This is a genomic window from Streptomyces mutabilis (assembly GCF_014649815.1).
GTDB classification, from domain to species: domain Bacteria; phylum Actinomycetota; class Actinomycetes; order Streptomycetales; family Streptomycetaceae; genus Streptomyces; species Streptomyces mutabilis.
Genome location: NZ_BMTT01000017.1, coordinates 46,505 through 69,505, shown reverse-complemented (window position 1 = coordinate 69,505; position 23,001 = coordinate 46,505). Strand labels below are relative to the sequence as shown.

Annotated in this window: 20 protein-coding genes, 2 pseudogenes and 1 riboswitch; of the genes and pseudogenes, 12 read left to right on the top strand and 10 right to left on the bottom strand. The window is 71.4% G+C overall.

Translation table 11 applies throughout. The features are described 5' to 3' along the window. Positions 1 to 196 precede the first annotated feature (196 nt). On the bottom strand, positions 197 to 829 hold the full coding sequence (locus IE142_RS27670; RefSeq protein ID WP_191888286.1) for a murein hydrolase activator EnvC family protein: 633 nt from the start codon (positions 827 to 829) through the stop codon (positions 197 to 199). 271 nt (positions 830 to 1,100) lie between these two features. On the opposite strand from IE142_RS27670, the gene rpsB reads away from it, so the two are divergent. The 10 genes from rpsB to IE142_RS27620 all read left to right on the top strand — a co-directional run bounded on the left by rpsB (position 1,101) and on the right by IE142_RS27620 (position 11,810). After that, positions 1,101 to 2,021, top strand: coding sequence for a 30S ribosomal protein S2 (gene rpsB, locus IE142_RS27665; protein WP_191888285.1), 921 nt, complete (start codon positions 1,101 to 1,103; stop codon positions 2,019 to 2,021). A 97-nt stretch (positions 2,022 to 2,118) separates the two neighbouring features. After that, positions 2,119 to 2,955: a translation elongation factor Ts gene (tsf, locus tag IE142_RS27660; protein ID WP_100044569.1), complete on the top strand. Its 837-nt coding sequence runs from the start codon at positions 2,119 to 2,121 to the stop codon at positions 2,953 to 2,955. A gap of 205 nt (positions 2,956 to 3,160) precedes the next feature. After that, positions 3,161 to 3,919, top strand: coding sequence for a UMP kinase (gene pyrH, locus IE142_RS27655; protein WP_043379389.1), 759 nt, complete (start codon positions 3,161 to 3,163; stop codon positions 3,917 to 3,919). A 176-nt stretch (positions 3,920 to 4,095) separates the two neighbouring features. Continuing rightward, positions 4,096 to 4,653: a ribosome recycling factor gene (frr, locus tag IE142_RS27650; RefSeq protein ID WP_043383156.1), complete on the top strand. Its 558-nt coding sequence runs from the start codon at positions 4,096 to 4,098 to the stop codon at positions 4,651 to 4,653. After that, entirely contained in the window at positions 4,653 to 5,783 is a 1,131-nt protein-coding gene (locus IE142_RS27645) for a phosphatidate cytidylyltransferase (protein WP_191888284.1), read from the top strand. The genes frr and IE142_RS27645 overlap by 1 nt, the downstream gene beginning before the upstream one ends. Before the next feature lie 97 nt (positions 5,784 to 5,880). Further along, positions 5,881 to 6,987: a dual-specificity RNA methyltransferase RlmN gene (gene rlmN / locus IE142_RS27640; protein WP_191888283.1), complete on the top strand. Its 1,107-nt coding sequence runs from the start codon at positions 5,881 to 5,883 to the stop codon at positions 6,985 to 6,987. A gap of 41 nt (positions 6,988 to 7,028) precedes the next feature. Beyond that, a riboswitch (TPP riboswitch) is annotated at positions 7,029 to 7,134 on the top strand. Positions 7,135 to 7,212: 78 nt separating this feature from the next. Further along, positions 7,213 to 8,298 (top strand): thiamine ABC transporter substrate-binding protein, encoded by a 1,086-nt coding sequence (locus IE142_RS27635; RefSeq protein ID WP_191888282.1) that lies wholly within the window; start codon positions 7,213 to 7,215, stop codon positions 8,296 to 8,298. Continuing rightward, positions 8,274 to 9,953, top strand: coding sequence for an ABC transporter permease (locus IE142_RS27630; protein ID WP_191888281.1), 1,680 nt, complete (start codon positions 8,274 to 8,276; stop codon positions 9,951 to 9,953). Before IE142_RS27635 ends, IE142_RS27630 begins: the two co-directional genes overlap by 25 nt. A gap of 2 nt (positions 9,954 to 9,955) precedes the next feature. After that, complete coding sequence (locus IE142_RS27625) at positions 9,956 to 10,984, top strand: ABC transporter ATP-binding protein (RefSeq protein ID WP_191888280.1); 1,029 nt, start codon at positions 9,956 to 9,958, stop codon at positions 10,982 to 10,984. A gap of 25 nt (positions 10,985 to 11,009) precedes the next feature. Then, on the top strand, positions 11,010 to 11,810 hold the full coding sequence (locus tag IE142_RS27620; protein ID WP_191888279.1) for a maleylpyruvate isomerase family mycothiol-dependent enzyme: 801 nt from the start codon (positions 11,010 to 11,012) through the stop codon (positions 11,808 to 11,810). A gap of 94 nt (positions 11,811 to 11,904) precedes the next feature. On the opposite strand, the gene IE142_RS27615 is transcribed toward IE142_RS27620, so the two are convergent. The 7 genes and pseudogenes from IE142_RS27615 to IE142_RS27585 form a co-directional block, all read right to left on the bottom strand. Continuing rightward, a complete protein-coding gene (locus tag IE142_RS27615; protein WP_191888278.1) occupies positions 11,905 to 12,627 on the bottom strand; it encodes an LAETG motif-containing sortase-dependent surface protein in 723 nt (240 codons plus the stop codon). A gap of 155 nt (positions 12,628 to 12,782) precedes the next feature. Beyond that, a pseudogene (locus IE142_RS27610) lies at positions 12,783 to 13,921 on the bottom strand (LOG family protein). Positions 13,922 to 13,947: 26 nt separating this feature from the next. Further along, positions 13,948 to 14,355, bottom strand: coding sequence for a VOC family protein (locus tag IE142_RS27605; RefSeq protein ID WP_191888277.1), 408 nt, complete (start codon positions 14,353 to 14,355; stop codon positions 13,948 to 13,950). Positions 14,356 to 14,502: 147 nt separating this feature from the next. Then, positions 14,503 to 15,894: a hypothetical protein gene (locus IE142_RS27600; protein WP_191888276.1), complete on the bottom strand. Its 1,392-nt coding sequence runs from the start codon at positions 15,892 to 15,894 to the stop codon at positions 14,503 to 14,505. Next, complete coding sequence (locus tag IE142_RS27595) at positions 15,876 to 16,664, bottom strand: ABC transporter ATP-binding protein (protein WP_191888275.1); 789 nt, start codon at positions 16,662 to 16,664, stop codon at positions 15,876 to 15,878. Before IE142_RS27595 ends, IE142_RS27600 begins: the two co-directional genes overlap by 19 nt. A 215-nt stretch (positions 16,665 to 16,879) precedes the next feature. Then, complete coding sequence (locus IE142_RS27590; protein WP_191888274.1) at positions 16,880 to 18,250, bottom strand: aspartate aminotransferase family protein; 1,371 nt, start codon at positions 18,248 to 18,250, stop codon at positions 16,880 to 16,882. Positions 18,251 to 18,252: 2 nt separating this feature from the next. Further along, complete coding sequence (locus IE142_RS27585; RefSeq protein WP_191888273.1) at positions 18,253 to 18,768, bottom strand: Lrp/AsnC family transcriptional regulator; 516 nt, start codon at positions 18,766 to 18,768, stop codon at positions 18,253 to 18,255. Positions 18,769 to 18,978: 210 nt separating this feature from the next. Between IE142_RS27585 and IE142_RS27580 the strand changes: the two genes are divergently transcribed. Together IE142_RS27580 and IE142_RS27575 are read left to right on the top strand one after the other, a co-directional pair. Continuing rightward, a complete protein-coding gene (locus IE142_RS27580) occupies positions 18,979 to 20,418 on the top strand; it encodes a gamma-aminobutyraldehyde dehydrogenase (protein WP_191888272.1) in 1,440 nt (479 codons plus the stop codon). Between the two features lie 137 nt (positions 20,419 to 20,555). Continuing rightward, positions 20,556 to 21,010 (top strand): annotated as a pseudogene (locus IE142_RS27575) (HXXEE domain-containing protein); the annotation flags it as partial. A 72-nt stretch (positions 21,011 to 21,082) separates the two neighbouring features. On the opposite strand, the gene IE142_RS27570 reads toward IE142_RS27575, so the two are convergent. Together IE142_RS27570 and IE142_RS27565 are read right to left on the bottom strand one after the other, a co-directional pair. Then, positions 21,083 to 21,835, bottom strand: a complete 753-nt coding sequence (locus tag IE142_RS27570; protein ID WP_191888271.1) for a glycerophosphodiester phosphodiesterase — start codon at positions 21,833 to 21,835, stop codon at positions 21,083 to 21,085. Between the two features lie 14 nt (positions 21,836 to 21,849). Beyond that, on the bottom strand, positions 21,850 to 22,911 hold the full coding sequence (locus tag IE142_RS27565; RefSeq protein WP_191888270.1) for an adenosine deaminase: 1,062 nt from the start codon (positions 22,909 to 22,911) through the stop codon (positions 21,850 to 21,852). Positions 22,912 to 23,001 lie beyond the last annotated feature (90 nt).

Below are 23,001 nucleotides of genomic sequence, written 5' to 3'. Positions count from 1 at the left end.
GGGCGTCCGCAGGGCGATGCCCGACGCCCTCGGCGTTCGTTGTGCGCCTGCTGCCTGCTGCCTGCTGCCTGCTGCCTGCTGCCTGCTGCCTGCTGCCTGCTGCCTGCTGCCTGCTGCCTGCTGCCTGCTGCCTGCTGCCCCGCTCGGCCCGAGGCCGGGTGCGTGTCGTGGAGCCGCAGCCCGTCGCCCGCCGTCCCTACGTCCGTGGGGCGGGCTCCGGGACTCCCAGGACCGGCAGCAGCACGGAAGGTCCTCCGCTGAGCAGCCACGGCGGGAGCACGAAGAGCGGGTTGAGATAGTCGTCGCCCCGCAGCAGACCCCAGTGCAGGCAGCCCGTGCAGTGCGAGCCCGTCGGCTCGACGGTGCCGAGCACCTCGCCGGCCGCGACCTCGTCGCCCTTCTCCACCGACACCGCCACCGGTTCGTACGTCGTCCGCAGCGGCGGATCGCCCGTCGCCGCCAGCTCGACCGAGACGACGCCCCTGCCCGCCACCCGACCCGCGAACGACACCGTCCCGGCCGCCACCGCCCGTACCGTCGCTCCGGCCTGTGCGGCGAGGTCCACGCCGCGATGGCCGGGGCCGTACGGGTTAGCCGGGGGCTCCCAGCCCCGCAGGACCGCCGGCCGGTTGCCGACCGGCCACCCGCGCGCCACGGCCGGCACTCCCGGTTCCGTCCCTCCCGGTTCCGGGAGCCGGTCGGCACCCGAGGTCGCCACCGTCGTCGCGGCCGGGCCCACCGCCGTCGAAGCCGGTCGCGGCGGCCCCGGAGCCACGACCAGCAGCAGCGCCACCCACACACCCGCACTCACCCATCGCCTCGTTCGCATGCCGGAAACCGTCCCGCACTCCGGCGGTCGCCGCTCCGTCCTGTGGACCGTTCCGCTGTTGTGGACAGCCGCGTCACCCGGTACCCCGTGGGTCCCGTACACTTCTGATGGCGATCCGGGTCACCGGGTCGACTTCGCACGCCCCGACACGAGGCCGGTCAAGGCTCGTGTCAGCGCCCCTCGGTCCCTTGTGGCAGGCGCGTCGCGGGCGTCAGGAGCGAGAGCCGTCCGGCTCGCGCGGCACAACCGAGAACACCAAGGAGATACGGCCATGGCCGTCGTCACGATGCGGGAGCTGCTGGAGAGCGGCGTCCACTTCGGTCACCAGACCCGTCGTTGGAACCCGAAGATGAAGCGCTTCATCTTCACGGAGCGCAACGGCATCTACATCATCGACCTGCTCCAGTCGCTGTCGTACATCGACCGCGCCTACGAGTTCGTCAAGGAGACCGTCGCCCACGGCGGCACGGTCATGTTCGTCGGCACGAAGAAGCAGGCGCAGGAGGCCATCGCCGAGCAGGCCACCCGCGTCGGCATGCCCTACGTGAACCAGCGCTGGCTGGGCGGCATGCTCACCAACTTCTCGACCGTCTACAAGCGTCTGCAGCGCCTCAAGGAGCTCGAGCAGATCGACTTCGAGGACGTGGCCGCCTCCGGCCTCACCAAGAAGGAGCTGCTGGTCCTCTCCCGCGAGAAGGCCAAGCTGGAGAAGACCCTCGGCGGTATCCGCGAGATGCAGAAGGTGCCCAGCGCCGTCTGGATCGTGGACACCAAGAAGGAGCACATCGCGGTCGGCGAGGCCCGGAAGCTCAACATCCCGGTCGTCGCCATCCTCGACACCAACTGCGACCCCGACGAGGTCGACTACAAGATCCCGGGCAACGACGACGCGATCCGCTCCGTCACCCTGCTCACCCGCGTGATCGCCGACGCCGTCGCCGAGGGCCTCATCGCCCGTTCCGGCGCCGCCACCGGCGACAAGGGCGAGAAGGCCGCGGGCGAGCCGCTGGCCGAGTGGGAGCGCGACCTGCTCGAGGGCGAGAAGAAGGCCGAGGAGGCGCCCGCCGCCGAGGCCGAGAAGCCGGCCGAGGCTCCGGCCGCGGAGGCCGCGGAGGCCGCGGAGGCCGCCGAGGCGCCCGCTGCCGAGACCCCTGCCGCCGAGGCCCCCGCCGCGGACGCCGAGCAGGCCTGACCCCTCACCACCTTCGGGTTCTGGACGGCGGGGGCCCGCGAAGCCCCCGCCGTCCGGCGCCCGTAGATCTTCAGACTTCGAGAGAGATTCCGGAATCATGGCGAACTACACCGCCGCCGACGTCAAGAAGCTCCGCGAGCTCACCGGCGCCGGCATGATGGACTGCAAGAAGGCGCTGGACGAGGCCGAGGGCAACGTCGAGAAGGCCGTCGAGGCTCTCCGTATCAAGGGCCAGAAGGGCGTCGCCAAGCGCGAGGGCCGCTCCGCCGAGAACGGTGCCGTCGTCTCGATCATTGCCGACGACAACACCTCGGGTGTCATCGTCGAGCTGAAGTGCGAGACGGACTTCGTCGCCAAGGGCGAGAAGTTCCAGAACGTCGCCACGGCCATCGCCGAGCACGTCGCCAAGGCCGCCCCGGCTGACATCGAGGCGCTCCTCGCCTCCGAGATCGAGCCCGGCAAGACCGTCCAGGCGTTCGTGGACGAGGCCAACGCCAACCTCGGCGAGAAGATCGTCCTGGACCGCTTCGCGCAGTTCTCCGGCGGCTTCGTGACCGCGTACATGCACCGCACGATGCCCGACCTGCCCCCGCAGATCGGTGTCCTCGTCGAGCTGGACAAGCCGAACGCCGAGATCGCCAAGGGCGTCGCCCAGCACATCGCCGCCTTCGCGCCGAAGTACCTCTCCAAGGACGACGTACCGGCCGAGGTCGTCGAGTCCGAGCGCCGCGTCGCCGAGGAGACCACCCGCGCCGAGGGCAAGCCCGAGGCCGCCCTGCCGAAGATCGTCGAGGGTCGCCTCAACGGCTTCTTCAAGGACGCCACCCTGCTCGGCCAGCCCTACGCCCTGGACAACAAGAAGTCCGTCCAGAAGGTGCTGGAAGAGGCCGGTGTCACCCTGAAGCGCTTCTCGCGCATCAAGGTCGGCATCTGAGTCCGTACCGCGACGGACGCGCGACCCCGGTAGGGTCGACAGCAGTCGTCGGCGCCGTCCGCGCATGCCGTGGCGCACGCGCGCCCGGCGGCGGACGACAGCAGATCTGACGAGGAGGCCATTGCCGCGTATGGGATGCGAATCACGCCCCCACCGGCAATGGCCTTCTTCGTGTGTGTGACCACGTAAAAGAGGCGAGATCCCCATGACCACCAATGCCGAGAAGAGCGACGACGGCAAAGTACGCGGCCGCTTCATGCTGAAGCTGTCCGGAGAGGCCTTCTCCGGCGGTGGGGGCCTGGGCGTCGACCCCGACGTGGTGCACGCCATCGCCCGCGAGATCGCGGCCGTCGTACGCGATGGCGCTCAGATCGCCGTCGTCATCGGCGGCGGCAACTTCTTCCGCGGCGCCGAGCTGCAGGTGCGCGGCATGGACCGGGCACGCTCCGACTACATGGGCATGCTCGGCACCGTGATGAACTGCCTGGCCCTCCAGGACTTCCTGGAGAAGGAGGGCGTCGACTGCCGCGTGCAGACCGCCATCACCATGGGCCAGGTCGCCGAGCCGTACATCCCGCTGCGCGCCGTGCGCCACCTGGAGAAGGGCCGCGTGGTCATCTTCGGCGCCGGCATGGGCATGCCCTACTTCTCCACCGACACCACTGCCGCCCAGCGCGCCCTCGAGATCGACGCCGAGGCGCTGCTCATGGGCAAGAACGGCGTGGACGGGGTCTACGACTCCGACCCGAAGACCAACCCGGACGCCGTGAAGTTCGACGCGCTCGGTTACGGCGAGGTCATCACCCGCGACCTGAAGGTCGCCGACGCGACGGCCGTCACGCTCTGCCGCGACAACAGCCTCCCGATCGTGGTCTTCGAGCTGCTGAAGGAGGGCAATATCGCCCGCGCCGTCAAGGGTGAGAAGATCGGCACGCTTGTGGGTGACCAGGACAGCCGGGACTGACCGGAGAAACACCCCCTGTCCGCGGACGCCACCTGTCCGGGGGACGGACGGGACCGGGCCGGGGGATGGACAATGTCCCGCCGGTCGGGAACCGTGCAGGAAGAACGCGACGCAGCCGGCCGCAGCTCCGACAGGGGACCGCAGCCGGGCCTACTCAAGACACGCAGGAGCAAGTGGTGATCGAAGAGACCCTCCTCGAGGCCGAGGAGAAGATGGAGAAGGCCGTCGTGGTCGCCAAGGAGGACTTCGCCGCGATCCGCACCGGCCGTGCGCACCCGGCGATGTTCAACAAGATCGTGGCCGACTACTACGGCGCGCTGACGCCGATCAACCAGCTGGCCTCGTTCTCCGTGCCCGAGCCGCGCATGGCCGTGGTGACCCCCTTCGACAAGAGCGCCCTGCGCAACATCGAACAGGCGATCCGCGACTCCGACCTGGGCGTCAACCCGAGCAACGACGGCAACATCATCCGGGTGGTGTTCCCCGAGCTGACCGAGGAACGCCGCCGCGAGTACATCAAGGTCGCCAAGGCCAAGGGCGAGGACGCCAAGGTCTCGATCCGCTCCGTGCGCCGCAAGGCCAAGGACGCCATCGACAAGATGGTCAAGGACGGCGAGGTCGGCGAGGACGAGGGCCGCCGTGCGGAGAAGGAGCTCGACGACACCACCGCCAAGTACGTCGCCCAGGTGGACGAGCTCCTGAAGCACAAGGAAGCGGAGCTGCTCGAGGTCTGATGAACGACTCTTCCTGGGGAGCGCCGCCACAAGCCGGGTACTGGGGGCCGTCCGACCGGGGATCTGTCCAGGGGGTTGCCCCGGCGGGTCCCGCGTACGATGCGCACTACGCGCAGCAGACTCGCCCCATGCCCATCGTGCCCGACGTACCCGAACACGGCGGAGACCAGGACGACGACCAGGGGGCCGCTCGGCTGAGCGGTCCCCTGGTCGACGACAGCCAGTCGGCGCAGCCGTATGCGGTGGCGCCGCGGAATCCGGAGCCCATGCCCGACGCCCCGCAGCCGGCGCAGCCCGAGCCGCAGCCGCAGAAGAAGAGCGCGGGGCGTGACCTGGGTGCCGCGATAGGGGTCGGCGTCGGACTCGGCGCGGTCATCGTCGCGTCGCTGTTCGTCGTCAAGGCCGTCTTCGTCGGCGTGGTCGCGATCGCCGTCGTGGTGGGCCTGTGGGAGCTGACCAAGCGGCTTCAGGAGCGCAAGGGCATCAAGGCGCCCCTCGTGCCGCTCGCGATCGGTGGCGCGGCGATGGTCGTCGCCGGATACGTGCGGGGCTCCGAGGGCGCGTGGGTCGCCATGGCGCTCACGGCGCTGGCGGTCCTCGTCTGGCGGATGACCGAGCCGCCGGAGGGCTATCTCAAGGACGTCACGGCGGGCCTGTTCGCCGCGTTCTACGTGCCGTTCCTGGCCACGTTCGTCACCATGATGCTCATGGCGGACGACGGCCACTGGCGCGTCCTCACCTTCCTGCTCCTGACGGTCGTCAGCGACACCGGGGCGTACGCCGTCGGCTGGCGCTTCGGCAAGACCAAGCTCGCCCCGCGCATCAGTCCCGGCAAGACCCGCGAGGGCCTGCTCGGCGCGGTGGCGTTCGCGATGGCGGCGGGCGCGCTGTGCATGCAGTTCGCGATCGACGGCGGCACCTGGTGGCAGGGTTTGCTCCTGGGCCTCGCGGTCGCGGTCAGCGCCACGCTGGGCGACCTCGGCGAGTCCATGATCAAGCGGGACCTCGGCATCAAGGACATGGGCACGCTGCTGCCGGGCCACGGCGGCATCATGGACCGTCTGGACTCACTGCTGCCGACGGCGCCCGTGGTGTGGCTGCTGCTGGTGATCTTCGTCGGGTCAGGCTGACCGCTGTGCTCGGCTGACCTGCTGTTTCTCCGGAGAGGGACCCGTTGTCCACAGGGCGGCGCGTCCCTCTCCGTATGTCTGCGACACTGGGAAGGTCATGCCTAAGCCCGGAGAACTCACATTCGTCGCCCCCCGCGGAGCCAAGAAGCCGCCGCGGCACCTCGCCGACCTCACGCCCGCCGAGCGCAAGGAGGCCGTCGCCGCCATCGGCGAGAAGCCGTTCCGTGCGAAGCAGCTCTCGCAGCACTACTTCGCGCGGTACGCGCACGACCCCGAGCAGTGGACCGACATCCCGGCCGGGTCCCGCGAGGGGCTCCGGGAGGCGTTGCTGCCCGAGCTGATGTCGGTCGTGCGGCATCTGTCGACCGACCAGGGCACCACCCGCAAGACGCTGTGGAAGCTGTTCGACGGGACGCTCGTCGAGTCCGTGCTCATGCGCTACCCGGACCGGGTGACCATGTGCATCAGCTCGCAGGCGGGCTGCGGCATGAACTGCCCGTTCTGCGCCACCGGCCAGGCCGGCCTGGACCGGAACCTGTCGACCGCCGAGATCGTGCACCAGATCGTGGACGGGATGCGGGCGCTCAGGGACGGCGAGGTCCCCGGAGGCCCGGCCCGGCTCAGCAACATCGTGTTCATGGGCATGGGCGAGCCCCTCGCCAACTACAACCGCGTCGTGGGCGCCATCCGCCGCCTCACCGACCCCGAGCCGGACGGGCTGGGCCTGTCCCAGCGCGGCATCACCGTCTCCACGGTCGGCCTCGTCCCGGCGATCACCCGCTTCTCCGACGAGGGCTTCAAGTGCCGTCTCGCCATCTCGCTGCACGCGCCCGACGACGAACTGCGCGACACGCTCGTCCCCGTCAACACGCGCTGGAAGGTGCGTGAGGTGCTGGACGCCGGGCTCGAGTACGCGGCGAAGTCGGGGCGCCGGCTGTCCATCGAGTACGCCCTGATCCGGGACATCAACGACCAGGCCTGGCGCGGCGACCGGCTGGGACGGCTGCTCAAGGGCAAGCCGGTGCACGTCAACCTCATCCCGCTCAACCCGACGCCCGGCTCCAAGTGGACCGCCTCGCGGCCCGAGGACGAGAAGGCGTTCGTGGAGGCGATCGCGGCGCACGGTGTGCCGGTGACGATCCGGGACACCCGTGGTCAGGAGATCGACGGGGCGTGCGGTCAGCTCGCCGCGAGCGAGAGGTAAGCTGACCGGCGTCAGTACAACTTCACAGCCCTCATATCTTCATATTCCGACAGGGGAGCGCCACAGCGCTGAGAGTGCGGCACCGGCCGCAGACCCTCCGAACCTGGCCCAGGTCATTCTGGGTAGGGAGATCGGTCACCACTCGAGCTGTTGCGCCCTGCCCGGGACCCTCGCCAGGGTTCCGGGCAGGGCCGCGTCTTCTCCTGGTCACCCAGGAGGAAATCAGTGAGCATCACCAAGAAGGTCACGGTCCTGGCCGTAGGACTGGGCATGGCCGGCGGCCTGGCCGCCTGCGGGTCGTCGTCCGACGGGGGCGGCGCGGGGTCCGGCGACTCCAGGACCGTGACCCTCGTCAGCCACAACTCGTGGGCCGTGTCGAAGGACGTCATCGCCGCCTTCGAGAAGAGTTCCGGCTACAAGGTCGAGGTCCTGGAGGACGGCGACGCCGGGCAGGCCGTGAACAAGGCCGTCCTCACCAAGGACAACCCGCAGGGCGACGTCTTCTTCGGCGTCGACAACACGCTGCTGTCCCGCGCCCTCGACAACGGCCTGTTCCAGCCGTACGAGGCGAAGGGCCTCGACCAGGTCGCCCCCGCGTACCGCACCGACACCGAGCACCGGGTCACGCCCGTCGACACCGGTGACATCTGCGTCAACTACGACAAGGCGTACTTCAGCGAGCACAAGCTGACGCCGCCGGACTCCTTCGACGACCTGACCAAGCCGGAGTACAAGGACCTGCTCGTCACGGAGAACGTGGCCGGTTCCTCACCCGGCCTCGGCTTCTTGCTCGGCACCGCCGCCGAGTACGGCGACGAGGGCTGGCAGGATTACTGGAAGAAGCTCAAGGCCAACGGCGTCAAGGTCGTCGACAGCTGGGAGCAGGCGTACAACGAGGAGTTCTCCGGCTCGTCCGGCGGCAAGAAGGCCAAGGGCGACCGCCCGCTGGTCGTCTCCTACGCCTCCTCCCCGCCCGCCGAGGTGATCTACGCCGACCCGCAGCCGGCCACCGCGCCGACGGGTGTCGCCCAGGGCACCTGCTTCCGCCAGGTCGAGTACGCGGGCCTGCTGAGCAACGCCGGCAACCCCGAGGGCGGCAAAGCGCTCCTCGACTTCATGCTGAGCGAGCAGTTCCAGGAGGACCTGCCGCTCAACATGTTCGTGTATCCGGTGCGCAAGGACGCCGCGATCCCCGAATCCTTCCGGAAATTCGGACCGCCGGCCGAGAAGCCCCGGACCATGGACCCGGCGAAGATCGCCGACAACCGCGACCAGTGGGTCAAGTCGTGGACCTCGCTCGTAGTGAGGTGAAGCGGGTGGGGCGGGTGCGGACCGCGCGTGGGAGCGCGGCGCGGCTCGGCCTGATGGTCCTGCCCGTCGCGTTCTTCGCGGCGTTCTTCGCCTACCCCGTCGCCGCGATCATCGCGCGCGGACTGAAGATCGACGGCGCCTGGCGGTTCGGGCGGATCGGGGAGGTGCTCGCGCAGTCCGACGTCCGGCAGGTGCTGTGGTTCACCACCTGGCAGGCGCTGGCCTCCACCGCGCTGACCCTGCTGATCGCCCTGCCCGGCGCCTACGTCTTCGCCCGCCTCGACTTCCCCGGCAAACAGGTGCTGCGGGCCGTGGTGACCGTGCCGTTCGTGCTGCCGACGGTCGTCGTCGGCACGGCGTTCCTGGCGCTGGTCGGCCGCGGCGGGCTGCTCGACGAGCTGTGGGGCCTGCGGCTGGACACCACCGTGTGGGCGATCCTGCTCGCGCACGTCTTCTTCAACTACGCCGTCGTCGTCCGCACCGTCGGCGGCCTCTGGACACAGCTCGACCCGCGCCAGGAGGAGGCCGCGCGGATGCTCGGCGCCTCCCGCTTCGCCGCCTGGCGGCAGGTGACACTGCCCGCGCTCGCGCCCGCCGTGGCCGCCGCCGCGCTGATGGTGTTCCTGTTCACCTTCACCTCCTTCGGCGTCGTCCAGATCCTCGGCGGGCCCGCCTTCTCCACCCTGGAGGTGGAGATCTACCGGCAGACCTCCCAGGTCTTCGACCTGTCCACGGCCGCCGTACTGACGCTGGTCCAGTTCGTGGCGGTCGCCGCCGTCCTCGCCGTGCACGCGTGGACGGTGCGGCGGCGGGAGACGGCACTGCGGCTGGTGGACGCGGCCACGACCGCGCGCCGCCCGCGCGGCACCGGTCAGCGGTTGCTGCTGGCCGGGGTCCTGGTCACCGTCGCCGGGCTGATCCTGCTGCCGCTCGCCGTACTGGTCCGACGGTCGCTGGGCGCACCCGGCTTCGGCTACTACCGGGCGCTGACCCGTGAGGACGGCGGTGCCTTCCTGGTCCCGCCGATCGAGGCGATCGGCAACTCCCTCCAGTACGCCGTCGCCGCCACCGCCATCGCGGTGGTGATCGGCGGACTGGCCGCCGCCGCGCTCACCCGCCGCGACGCGGGCCGCTTCGTGCGCGGCTTCGACGCCCTGCTGATGCTGCCGCTCGGGGTGTCCGCCGTGACCGTCGGCTTCGGGTTCCTGATCGCGCTGGACGAGCCTCCGCTCAACCTGCGCCAGTCCTGGCTCCTGGTGCCGCTCGCGCAGGCGCTGGTCGGCGTCCCTTTCGTCGTACGGACCATGCTGCCGGTGCTGCGGGCGGTGGACGTACGGCTGCGGGAGGCGGCCTCCGTGCTCGGGGCGTCGCCGTGGCGGGTGTGGCGGGAGGTGGACCTGCCGATGGTGCGGCGGGCGCTGCTGGTCGCGGCCGGGTTCGCGTTCGCGGTGTCGCTCGGGGAGTTCGGGGCGACCGTGTTCATCGCGCGGCCCGACAACCCGACGCTGCCGGTGGCCGTGGCACGGCTGCTGGGGCGGCCCGGGGACATGAACTACGGCCAGGCGATGGCCCTTTCGACGATTCTGATGCTGGTGTGCGCCGTGGCCCTGGTGGTGCTGGAACGGCTGCGGACCGACCGGAGCGGGGAGTTCTAGACATGCCGCCGAGCCTGCTGAGCCTCGAAGGCGCGACCGTCCGATTCGGCGGGCGGGCCGTGCTCGACGACGTCGCCCTAGATGTCGCCGAGCACGAGGTGGTGTGCGTGCTCGGGCCCAGTGGCAGCGGCAAGTCGACACTGCTGCGGGCGGTAGCGGGGCTCCAGCCGCTGGACGCCGGGCGGGTGACGTTGGACGGACGGGACCAGTCCGGGGTGCCCGCGCACCGGCGCGAGGTCGGGCTGATGTTCCAGGACCACCAGCTGTTCCCGCAACGGGACGTGGCGGGAAACGTCGCTTTCGGGCCCCGGATGCGGGGCGCGTCCCGGGTCGAACAGCATCAGCGTGTACGGGAGTTGCTGGAGCTGGTCGGGCTGCCGGGCGCCGCCGGCCGGTCCGTCGCCGCGCTCTCCGGCGGCGAGCAGCAGCGGGTGGCGCTGGCCCGCGCCCTCGCGCCCCGGCCGCGGCTGCTGATGCTGGACGAGCCGCTGGGCCAGCTCGACCGCTCGCTGCGGGAGCGGCTCGTGGTGGAACTGAGGGAGCTGTTCGGGCGGCTGGGCACCACCGTGCTGGCGGTGACGCACGACCAGGGCGAGGCGTTCGCGCTGGCCGACCGGGTCGTGGTGATGCGGGACGGGCGGATAGCCCAGTCGGGAACGCCGCTGGAGGTGTGGCAGCGGCCGGCCGACGCGTTCGTGGCCCGCTTCCTCGGCTTCGACAACGTGGTCGACGCGACCGTCGCAGGGCAGGCCGCGGACACCCCGTGGGGCAAGGTGCCGGTCCCCGACGACGCCCCGCAGGGAGCCCGTTCCCTGCTCGTGAGGCCCGCCGGAGTGCGGCTGGTGGCCGCCGACGCGGGCCTGCGCTGCACGGTCACCGCCCGCACCTTCCGGGGCACCCACGTCGCCGTCCACCTCCAGCCCGAGGACGCCCCGCGGCTGGAGGCGGCGTGCGCGCTGCGGTCCGCGCCGGAGGTCGGGGACACGGTCGGGGTGGAGTTCGACGGGGCGGAAATCGTGGTGCTCGGCTGATCTCCCCGCTCGTAGGGTGACGAGCATGACACTCCTTGCGCATGACCGTTACTGTGACGAAATCGCTTGCCAGGTGGGGCGGTTGAGGAACGTCCTCACCTCCGGCGCCGATCCGGGCGCCACGGTGCCGACCTGCCCGGACTGGTCTTTGGAGGACCTGGTGCGGCACGTGGGCCAAGCCCTGCGGTGGTCCGGGCTGATCGTCCGGACCCGCGCCGATGAGGACGTTCCGGTGGACCGGGTGCCGGGCGCGGAGGGGCCCGGCGCGCGGGGGGACGTGGCCGCGCTGGACGCGTGGCTGGAGGAGTCCGGTGAGGTGGTCGTCGCCGCGCTGCGGGAGGCGGGTCCGGACGCGCACGCGTGGTCGTGGGCCGGTGACCACACGGCGGGATTCTGGGCGCGTCGGATGACGCACGAACTCGTCGTGCACGGGGCGGACGCGGCGCTCGCGGCGGGGCGGCGGTTCGAGGCGGTCGCCCCCGAGGTGGCGGCCGACGCCGTCGACGAGTGGCTGCAGATCGTGCAGTTCGTGCAGCGGGTGCTTCCGGACGGGCCGGCGAAGGAGCTGCGGGCGGCGGGCTCCAGTATCCACCTGCACGCCACCGACACACCGGCCGAGCTGGACGCCGAGTGGTTCATCGAGCTGCCGGACGGGGGCGTCGCCTGGCGCCGCGGCCACGAGAAGGCGGACGTGGCGCTGCGCGGGCCGCTCACGGACGTGCTGCTCGCCTTCTACCGACGGCTGCCGCTGGACACCCCCGGGCTGGAGGTCCTCGGTGACCGGAAGCTCCTGGAGTTCTGGCTGGAGAAGGCGACGTTCGGATGATCCGGGGGAGCTGACACGACGGTGGCCCGCCCCCGGCCGGGGACGGGCCACTGATCTCGCGTACCGGCGTACGGTCTGCCGGTCCTGCGGCGCGTCAGCCCTTGCTGCTCGCTCCGCGGCGGCGCAGGCCGTAGAAGACCGCGCCGCCGCCGATGAGGACCAGGGCCGCCGCGATGCCGGCGATGACGCCGGTGTTGGAGTTGGCGCCGGTCTCGGCGAGGTTGGACTCACCGGCCGCCGGGGACGGGGCGTTGCTCGGCACGGCCGCCGGAGCGGTGCTCTCACTCTGCGCCGGAGCCGGGGCCGAGGTGGAGGGCGCCGGAGCCGGCGTCTCCGTCCCGTCGGACGGGGGGTCGGTCGGGGTGGAGGAGCTCTCCGACGAGGACGGGGAGGGCGTTCCGTCCGGCTGGCAGGTGGTCGCCGGGGTCACGAGGTTCGGCTTGATGTCCTCGTCGACGTACTTGTCGGCCTTGACGTGGATGCGGTACTCGGCGTTCGGCTGCCAGTCCTCGGTGAAGGAGATGGTGGTGCCTTCGCGCGAGCCCTTGACCACCTGCTCGCCGACCTTCTTCGCGTCGGCGCCGTTGTTCTGCAGGTACACGGTGACGGTGGCGGGGACACCGGCGGGGTCCACGTCGGTGACGGTGATGACACCCTTGCCGCCCACGCACTCGGCGGCGGCGGAGAACTCGCTGATGTCACAGGCGAAAGCGTTGCCGGCGGCGCCGATCGCCAGGGCCACCGAGGCGGAGGCCACACCGAGGGCGCGAACGCTGCGGCGCGATGCCGTACGGCTGATTATGGACAGGACTGCCACGTTTGTCCTTTACGGGAGCGCAGATGCGGGGGGTGGAGAGGGTGCTGACGCCCGATGTCGCGGCCTCAGCACACCACGAGCCTCACTGGTCTATAAGCGGGCCGTAAGAAGTGTCAACGCGTGTGCCCGTCAGGGGTGTTGGCTTTGCCGTCTTATTAACCGCCGAGACGTTTCAGCGCCTCGGGAGACTCCTCGATCCGGTCTACCAACGCGATCTTCGACTCCATCGTCCGCCCGCCGGCGAGCGAGGTCAGCAGTGGCCACGCCGGCAGCTTCTCCGTCCAGTGCGCCCGGTCCACCAGCACCATCGGCGTCGGCTCGCCCCGCGACTCGTAGTAGTTCGGCGTCGCGTTGTCGAAGACCTCCTGTACGGTTCCGGCGGCGCCCGGCAGGAAGACCACGCCCGCGTTCGAGCGGGCCAGCAGGCCGTCCTCGCGCGTGGCGTTGGCGAAGTACTTGGCGATGCGGGCCGCGAAGGCGTTGGGCGGCTCGTGGCCGTAGAACCAGGTCGGGATGCCGACCGAGGCGCCGCCCCCGGGCCAGCGTCCGCGCACCTCGAACGCGGACCGCGCCCAGTCGGCGATGGACGGCGTGAAGGAGGCGACCTCGGCGAGGAGCAGCAGGGCGTCCTCCAGCATCCCGTCGTCGAACGGGGCCGCGTAGGCGCCCAGGTTGGCCGCCTCCATCGCCCCCGGGCCGCCTCCGGTGGCCACCGTGAAGCCGGCGCGGGCCAGTTCGCGGCCCAGGCGCGCGGCGCCCGCGTACGCGCTTGTGCCGCGCGCCATGGCGTGGCCGCCCATGACGCCCACCACCCGGGCTCCGGCGAGGAGTTCGTCGACCGCGTCGGAGACGGCGTCGTCGTGGATCGCGCGCAGCATGGACGCGAACACGTCGCCGTCCGCCTTGGTCCGCTGGAACCAGTCGTAGGCGCGGGCGTCCGGGGTCGTCTCGTAGCCCTCGTCGAGGGAGGCGTACAGCTCCTCGGGCAAGTAGACGTGCGCCCGGTAGGGCTCGAAGGGCAGGCCCGGTATGGGTGGGAAGACCAGGGCCCCGGCGGCTGCCACCCGGGCGGCGGCTCGGGGGCCATCGGGCAGCCGAGGAAGACGGCGCCCGTGGGGTCCGCGGACATCAGTGCGTCCGTACGGGCCGTCAGGTCGACGGCCTGGACGCGGTAGTGGGCGAGGGTGCCGTGCGCCGAGACGGCCTTGTCGAACTCGGCGAGGCTCTCGATCTCCCGGTCGTGCGAGGCGTGATGGGACTGGAAGTCGGGCTGGGCGGGTGTCGTCGAATCCACCCGCCCATGCCAGGCGTGCGGTCCGCTCAGCCCTGGACCGCCGACGGGTCCATCCAGACGACCTCGAAGGTGTGGCCGTCGACGTCGTCGAAGGCGCGGCCGTACATGAAGCCGTGGTCCTGGGTCTCGCCGGAGACCGAGCCGCCGGCCGCGACCGCCTTGTCGACCAGCTCGTCGACCTTCGCGCGGCTCTCGGCGCTCAGCGCGATCAGCACCTCGCTGGACTTCGTCGAGTCCACGATGTCCTTCTTCGTGAACTGGCGGTACTTCTCCGGAGTGTGCACCATCACGACGATGGTTTCGCTGAGCGGGATCGACGCGGTGGTGTCGTCGCTGAACTGGGCGTTGATCTCGTAGCCGAGCCCGGTGAAGAACTTCTTCGAGGCGTCGAGGTCGTTGGTGGCCAGGTTCACGAAGATCATCTGCTGGTACATGGGGGCCTCTCCTGTCGGTGTCCTGCTGTCGGCGTGCTGTTCGAGAGGTTGGACTCGGGGGGCGCGCGGAACTCATCGCCGGATCGGAGCATTCTTCGAATACTTCCCGCGCCGGTCAGGAGCCCGGGCGGGTGCCGCCGGCGGCCGTCAGCGGGCCGCGGGCAGCGACGCCAAGTGGGCGACGATCAGGGTCAGCGGGCCGAACATGACCAGCAGGGTGCCGGCGCGTACGGCCGCCGCGGCGCGCAGGGTCGCCGGGGGCGCGCCCAGCCGGAGCAGGGCGTCGGTCGTATCGGTGCGGTCGTGTTTGGCCTCGACGGCGGCGGTGAGGAGGGTGGCCACCGCGCAGCCGGCCACGACGAGGGCGCCGAGGGTGCTCAGCGGGCCGAAGTCCGGTCCGTCCGCGTCGTACAGCGTTGCGGCCGCGTAGGCGGCGGAGGCCACGGAGCAGACGACGCCGAGCGGGCGGCCGATGCGGTGCGACTCCTCCATGAGGACCCGGCCGGCGAGCAGGCGCAGGGCGCCGGGGCGGACCGCTTGGAGCAGACGGCCGCAGAGGTGGGTGAGGCCGGGGCCGGCGAGGGCGAGGCCCAGGGCGGTGAGGGCCCAGCCGGCGAGGACGGCCGCGGAGGGGGTGGTCGCGGGGGTGGCCGTGTCGCCGGCGTAGGTCTCCACGGCGAGGCCGGCGGTGAGTACGGCGATGCCCCAGGGGAGGGTGGTGGTGTGGGGGCGGGGGGTGTCCGTCGGGTCGGGTACGGCGTCGGGTGTCGCCGGGGTGCCGTCCGTTGCGGCTGGGGGGTGGGTGTCACTGGCCTGTGCGAGCAGGGTGCCGCCCGCGTCCACCGGTGCCGCCCCAGCGGCACGACTGCCCGCAGGCTGGGCCGATGCCGATGCCGATGCCGATGCCGGTGCCGGTGCCAGCCGGGCGCCGTAGCGGCCGTACGTGCCGAAGGTTTCGCGGGCCGCGCCCCAGCCGTACGCCCCGAAACGGCCGTAGCGGCGCGAGCCGGCGGAGGGAGCGGGGCGGGGGCCGCGGGGCCGGAGGTTCAGGGCCACGGCGGCCGAGGCGGCGGCCGGTACCAGCGTCAGCAGGGTCACCACCGCGGGGGCGGGAAGGCGTTGGCCGAGTGCCAGGGCTCCGGTCACGGCGCCGTCGGCGGGCGCGCCCGTCAGGTCGCCGCGCAGCTGGAGGAAGACGAGCAGCGCCGCCACCGAGCCGAGCGCCGCGGACAGGGCCGTGGTCGTCGCCGAGACCGCCATCAGCCGGCCGGGACCAAGGCCGATGGCCGACAGCCCCGGCCGCGGCCGGGTGCCGGGGTCGGTGCGGGCCACGGCGACGGCGAGGTACACCGTGGCGGCCAGCGGTGCCGCGCACCAGGCCAGGCGGAGGGCGGAGGCGCCGGGCGCCTCCGGGTGGGTCAGCGCGTGGCCGAGGGCGCACAGCAGCAGGAAGCCCGTGCCCGCCGACGCCACCGCGACCAGCAGGCGGCGCAGTTGGACGGCGAGGCGGGCGGCGCGGGTCAGGCGGAGAGCGAGCACGCCGCCCGGCCTTCCGATCCGGAGGTGCCGGACGTCCCGCCGGCGCCGGCGGCCACCGTGGTTCCCGCGACCGGCGGCAGGTGCACGGTCCGTACCCGCCGCCCGTCCAGCAGTGCCACCGTGCGGTCCGCGAGGGCCGCGGTCCGCGCGTCGTGCGTGGCGAGCAGGACGGTGATGCCGTGCGAGCGGGCCGCCGTGGTGAGCGTGCGCAGGACGCGCGCGCGGTCGGCGCGGTGCAGCGGCGCGGTGGGCTCGTCGGCGAACAGCACCGCGGGGGCGACGGCGAGCGCGCGGGCGATGCACACGCGCTGCCGTTCGGCGTGCTGGAGCTCGTGCGGTCGCCGGCGGGCCGTCGCGCCGTCGACGTCGAGACGGTCCAGCCACTCCATGGCGGCGGTCTTGGCCCGGCGCCGCCCGGTGCCGCGCAGCATGAGGGGCAGGGCGGCGTTCTCCCACGCGCTGAGCTCCGGGACGAGCACCGGGGCGGGGTCGATCCAGCCGAAGCGGTCACGGCGCAGTCGCTCCCGCTTGAGCGTGCCCATGCTGTGCACCGGCGCACCGTTGAACCACACTTCGCCCTCCTGGGGCCGGACCATGCCGGACAGGCACCGCAGCAGCGTGGTCTTCCCGCTGCCGCGCGGGCCGCTCACGGCGAGGATCTCGCCCTTGCGGACGCCGACCGACACTCCTTGCAACGCGGGGGAGCCGTCCCCGTGCTGGAAGTGCAGGGCACGGGCCCAGAGCACGTCGTTGTCCGGCGGAGCCTCCATGGGCGTACACCTCGGTTCTGATCCGTGTTTCCCCGTTCGCGTCCCCCGTACGGGCGAGGGAAGGCGTGGCCGATCGGTCACTGGGCACCGTAGGCAGTCGCCGGAGGGAGGCCGGACAGCACGCGGCCCCGGGCCGCCGTTTCTCACTCGAACGGGCGGCACCGGGGTCGGGACGATCATCCGAAGGGAAGACCGGAGGCCGCGACGGCCTGGGGTCAGAGCTTCGTCCACGCCTCCGTCAGCGTCGCGCGCAGGATCTGCTCGATCTCGTCGAAGGTCTCCTGGTTGGAGATCAGCGGCGGGGCGAGCTGGATGACCGGGTCGCCGCGGTCGTCGGCACGGCAGTACAGGCCGTTCTCGAAGAGCTTCTTGGAAAGGAAGCCGTACAGGACGCGCTCGGTCTCCTCCTCGTTGAAGGACTCCTTGGTGGCCTTGTCCTTGACCAGCTCGATGCCGTAGAAGAAGCCGTTGCCGCGGACGTCGCCGACGATCGGCAGGTCGTGCAGCTTCTCCAGCGTCGCGCGGAAGTTGCCCTCGTTGTCGAGCACGTGCTGGTTCAGGCCTTCGCGCTCGAACAGGTCGAGGTTGGCGATGCCGACCGCGGCGGAGACCGGGTGGCCGCCGAAGGTGTAGCCGTGCAGGAAGGTGTTGTCGCCCTTGTAGAACGGCTCGGCCAGCCGGTCGGAGATGATGCAGGCGCCGATCGGGGAGTAGCCCGAGGTCATGCCCTTGGCGCAGGTGATCATGTCCGGGACGTAGCCGAACTTGTCGCAGGCGAACGTCGTGCCCAGGCGGCCGAAGGCGCAGATGACCTCGTCCGAGACGAGCAGCACGTCGTACTGGTCGCAGATCTCGCGCACCCGCTGGAAGTAGCCGGGCGGGGGCGGGAAGCAGCCGCCCGCGTTCTGCACCGGCTCCAGGAATACGGCCGCGACCGTCTCCGGGCCCTCGAAGAGGATCTGCTGCTCGATCTGGTCGGCGGCCCAGCGGCCGAAGGCCTCGGGGTCGTCGCCGAAGAGCGGGGCGCGGTAGATGTTGGTGTTGGGGACCTTGTGCGCGCCCGGCACCAGCGGCTCGAAGGGGGCCTTCAGGGCCGGCAGGCCGGTGATGGACAAGGCGCCCTGCGGGGTGCCGTGGTAGGCCACCGCGCGGGAGATGACCTTGTACTTGGTCGGCTTGCCGGTCAGCTTGAAGTACTGCTTGGCGAGCTTCCAGGCGGTCTCGACCGCCTCACCGCCGCCGGTGGTGAAGAAGACCTTGTTGAGGTCACCGGGGGCCTCGTTCGCCAGGCGCTCGGCCAGCTCGACGGCCTTCGGGTGGGCGTAGGACCACACCGGGAAGAAGGCGAGCTCCTGCGCCTGCTTCGAGGCGGTCTCGGCCAGCTCCTGGCGGCCGTGTCCGGCCTGGACCACGAAGAGGCCGGCGAGACCGTCGAGGTAGCGCTTGCCCTTGTCGTCGTAGATGTGGGTGCCCTCACCGCGGACGATGGTGGGGACGGGGGCGTTCTCGTACGACGACATGCGGGTGAAGTGCATCCACAGGTGGTCGTACGCGATCCTGCTGAGGTCCTTGGTGTCGGTGCTCACGATTATCGGGTTCCCCACATATAGGTCTGCTTCTTGAGCTTGAGGTAGACGAAGCTCTCGGTGGAGCGCACTCCGGCAACGGCCCGGATGCGTTTGTTGATGACGTCCAGCAGGTGGTCGTCGTCCTCGCAGACGACCTCCACCATCAGGTCGAAGGAGCCCGCTGTCATCACCACGTACTCGCACTCGGACATGGCCGTCAGCGCGTCGGCGACGGACTCCACGTCGCCCTCGACGTTGACACCGACCATCGCCTGCCGGCGGAAGCCCACGGTGAGCGGGTCCGTGACGGCGACGATCTGCATCACGCCCTGGTCGAGCAGTTTCTGGACGCGCTGGCGCACGGCCGCCTCCGACAGGCCCACGGCCTTGCCGATGGCGGCGTACGGCCGGCGGCCGTCCTCCTGGAGCTGCTCGATGATGGCGAGGGAGACGGCGTCCAACTGGGGACCGCCGCCCCTGGACTCGCGGGAGTCCCTCTGGTCTGCGCTTCGACTGGCCACGGCTTCACTGTGCACGACGTATTGACAGTTTCGCAAGCCTGGATCGATGAATTTCGTTGTCTGAGGCGTCAGAGTCGACGGATTTCGCAATGCTGAGGCGGCCGGGGGTGTTGAAAACGTGGGGTCTCCGTCTAGGGTGGGTGTCTCAGTGTTTGGACACGAGCGACAGCAGCGAGGTCCGAACCCGAGAGATCCGAAGTAGACACCGAACTTGGAGGGCCGGCAGTGAGCACCGAGCTGCGTCGTCTGCGCAACTACATCGACGGTGAGTTCCGGGACGCCGCCGACGGACGGACCACGGAGGTGGTCAACCCCGCCACGGGCGAGGCCTACGCGACCGCCCCCCTGTCCGGGCAGGCGGACGTCGACGCCGCCATGGCCGCCGCCGCCGCGGCCTTTCCGGCCTGGCGGGACCTGGTCCCGGCCGAGCGGCAGAAGGCTTTGCTGAAGATCGCGGACGCGTTCGAGGAGCGGGCCGAGGAGCTGATCGCGGCCGAGGTGGAGAACACGGGCAAGCCCATCGGGCTCACCCGCTCCGAGGAGATCCCGCCGATGGTCGACCAGATCCGCTTCTTCGCGGGTGCGGCCCGGATGCTGGAGGGCCGCAGCGCCGGCGAGTACATGGAGGGCCTGACCTCCATGATCCGCCGCGAGCCGATCGGCGTCTGCGCGCAGGTCGCGCCGTGGAACTACCCGATGATGATGGCCGTGTGGAAGTTCGCCCCGGCCCTCGCCGCGGGCAACACGGTCGTCCTCAAGCCGTCCGACACCACCCCCGCCTCGACCGCCCTGATGGCCGACATCATCGGCTCGATCGTGCCCAAGGGCGTCTTCAACGTCGTCTGCGGCGACCGCGACACCGGCCGGCTGATGGTCGAGCACGAGACCCCGGCGATGGCCTCCATCACCGGCTCCGTGCGGGCGGGCATGTCGGTCGCCGAGTCGGCGTCCAAGGACATCAAGCGAGTCCACCTGGAGCTGGGCGGCAAGGCGCCGGTCGTCGTCTTCGAGGACACCGACATCCCCAAGGCCGTCGAGGGCATCTCGGAGGCGGGCTACTTCAACGCCGGCCAGGACTGCACCGCGGCCACCCGCGTGCTGGTCCACGAGTCGATCCACGACGAGTTCGTGAGCGCGCTGGCGAAGGCCGCGTCCGAGATCAAGACCGGTCATCCGGACGACGAGGACGTCATGTACGGCCCGCTCAACAACCCGAACCAGCTCAAGCAGGTCTCCGGGTTCATCGAGCGGCTGCCCGCCCACGCCAAGGTCGAGGCGGGCGGCCACCGGGTCGGCGACAAGGGCTACTTCTACGCCCCGACCGTCGTCTCGGGCCTCAAGCAGGACGACGAGATCATCCAGAACGAGGTCTTCGGCCCCGTCATCACCGTCCAGTCCTTCCGCGACGAGGACCAGGCGGTCGAGTGGGCCAACGGTGTCGAGTACGCCCTGGCCTCCTCGGTGTGGACCAAGGACCACGGCCGTGCCATGCGGATGTCCAAGCGGCTGGACTTCGGCTGCGTGTGGATCAACACCCACATCCCGCTGGTCGCCGAGATGCCGCACGGCGGCTTCAAGAAGTCCGGCTACGGCAAGGACCTCTCGGGCTACGGCTTCGAGGACTACACCCGGATCAAGCACGTGATGACGTCGCTGGACGCGTGACGGACCGGATCCATGTGTGCGGCCCCGGACAGGAACCCCGTCCGGGGCCGCACCGCGTGAAGCGTGAACTCGCCCGCTCGTCAGGGTGCCGGGCCCACCGGGACCAATCGACGCTGCGTCGAGCGGGCCCGTACAGGGGCTGGTGGCGGCGTGGGCTGCCCGCCCTGCGCGAGCGGTTCCCCGCCGTGCGGAGGCCGTGTGGCGGCGGGCCGGTTCGTCGACGGGCGGGAGTTCGCGGTGGCGGTCGGGGCGACGGCCGCCGTCGTGGCCGCCGCGTCCGCCGCGGGACGGCTCACCGGCGGCCGGTCGGCCGCGTACCAGTCGGCGCTGAACGCCTTCGGTCTGCACGGCCTGGTCCACCTCGCCCAGGCGGCACTGGTGCGCGGCTGCACGCCCGGGTCCGCGACCCCCCCGGCTCGTCGTCGTCCCGTTCACCCTCCGGGCCCGCCACCGGCTGCGCCGGGCCGGGGTCCTGCGCGCCGCGCGCCCGCGCGACCTCGCCGTGGGGCTCGGCTTCGCGGGCGCGGCGACGGTCGGGGCGCACGCGGTGGCGCGGCGGCTGAAGCGGGCTACTTCAGCGCGGTCGAGGTGATCGCGTCGAGGACCGGGTTCCGCTCCGCGCTCTTGGCGTCCGTGGCGTTGACCGAGTGGACGAGGGTGCGGCTCAGGTCGCGGGTGCCGCCGATGACGGCGCTGTATCCGTAGCGGGCTCCCGACTTGCCCCAGAAGACTTCGCCAGCGCGCACAGCGTGTCGATGCGGTTGGTGGTGATCGAGTCGACGCCCAGCGCGATCAGCCGGCGCATGGAGCGCCGGGTGTCCGGGGTCCACACCGACAACAGGCAGCCGTCGCCGTGGACCCGCTCGGTCAGGGCCTTGTTCACCAGCCCGAAGCGGTAGTTGAGCCACTTCGGCCGCACCGCCGCGAGCAGCGCCGGCCGGGGCGGTGCCGCCGTCGTCCAGGTCATGGCGATCTCGGCGGCGGGGTCGGCGGCGCGCACCGCGAGCATGGCCGCGGCACCCGCCGTGTAGTACACACGGTCCTGGGCCCCGCACTCGCGGACCACGTCCACGATGCGCCGCACCGCCCGCTCGCCCGGCCCGCCCGGCAGGTCCAGCATCAGTCGGCTGCCCTCGGTCGCGGCCAGCGCCTCCGCGAGAGTCGGCACCCTGCCCGCCGTCAGCCCGCGCACCTCGTCGGCCGACAGGGCGCGCAGCGGCAGGTCGTGCCCCCACAGCCGCTTCAGCGTCTCGTCGTGCAGCAGCACGGGAAGGCCGTCCCGGGTGAGGCGTACGTCGGTCTCGACCGCGTCCGCGCCCCGGTCGAGCGCGGAACGCAGCGAGACGAGCGTGTTCTCGCGGTACCGGTACGGGTCGCCGCGGTGGGCCACGGCGGTCACGTCGCGTGCGGGACTCATGGCGAACACCCCGGTCAGGAGGCGAGCCAGGCGGCGGTGTACGCGTCGATCTCGCCCCTGATCCGCGCTTTGCCCGGCGCGTCCAGGAACGACGCGTCGACCGCGTTCTTCGCCAGGTCGGCGAGGCCGCGCTCGTCGAGGTCGAGGAGGCGGGCGGCGACGGCGTACTCGTTGTTGAGGTCGGTGCCGAACATCGGGGGGTCGTCGGAGTTGATCGTCACCAGCACCCCGGCACGCGTGAACTCCTTGATGGGGTGCTCGTCCAGGGTGCGCACCGCGCGGGTGGCGATGTTGGAGGTCGGGCACACCTCCAGGGGGATGCGGTGCTCCGCGAGGTGGGCCAGCAGCTTCGGGTCATGGGCGGAGCTGGTGCCGTGCCCGATGCGCTCGGCACGCAGGTCGGTGAGTGCGTCCCACACGGTCTGCGGGCCGGTGGTCTCGCCGGCGTGCGGCACCGAGTGCAGACCGGCGGCGATCGCGCGGTCGAAGTACGGCTTGAACTGCGGCCGAGCCACCCCGATCTCGGGTCCGCCGAGCCCGAAGGAGACCAGGCCCTCGGGGCGGAGCCGGTCGTCGGTGGCGAGCCGCGTCGTCTCCTCGGCGGACTCCAGACCGGCCTCGCCCGGGATGTCGAAGCACCAGCGCAGTACGGTCCCGAACTCGGACTCCGCCGCCTTGCGGGCGTCCTCGATCGCGTCCATGAAGGCGCCCTCGTCGATGCCGCGCCGGGTGGAGGAGAACGGGGTGATGGTCAGCTCGGCGTACCGCACCTGCTGCCGGGCCATGTCCCTGGCCACCTCGTACGTCAGCAGCCGCACGTCCTCCGGGGTGCGGATCAGGTCGACGACGGACAGGTACACGTCGATGAAGTGCGCGAAGTCCGTGAAGGTGAAGTAGTCGACCAGGGCCTCGGGGTCGGCGGGGACCTTGGAATCGGGGTGGCGCGCGGCCAGTTCCGAGACGATGCGCGGGGAGGCGGAGCCGACGTGGTGGACGTGCAGTTCGGCCTTGGGCAGTCCGGCGATGAAGGCGTGCAGGTCGCGCGGGACGGCGGGGTCGACGAGGTGCTCGGTCAAGGGTTCCTCCCCGGAACGGCGCCCCCGGGCCGCGCGGCGGCGGCGGGACGCGGGTGATCGGCTGATCGGTGCTTCGGGGATCATCGTAGG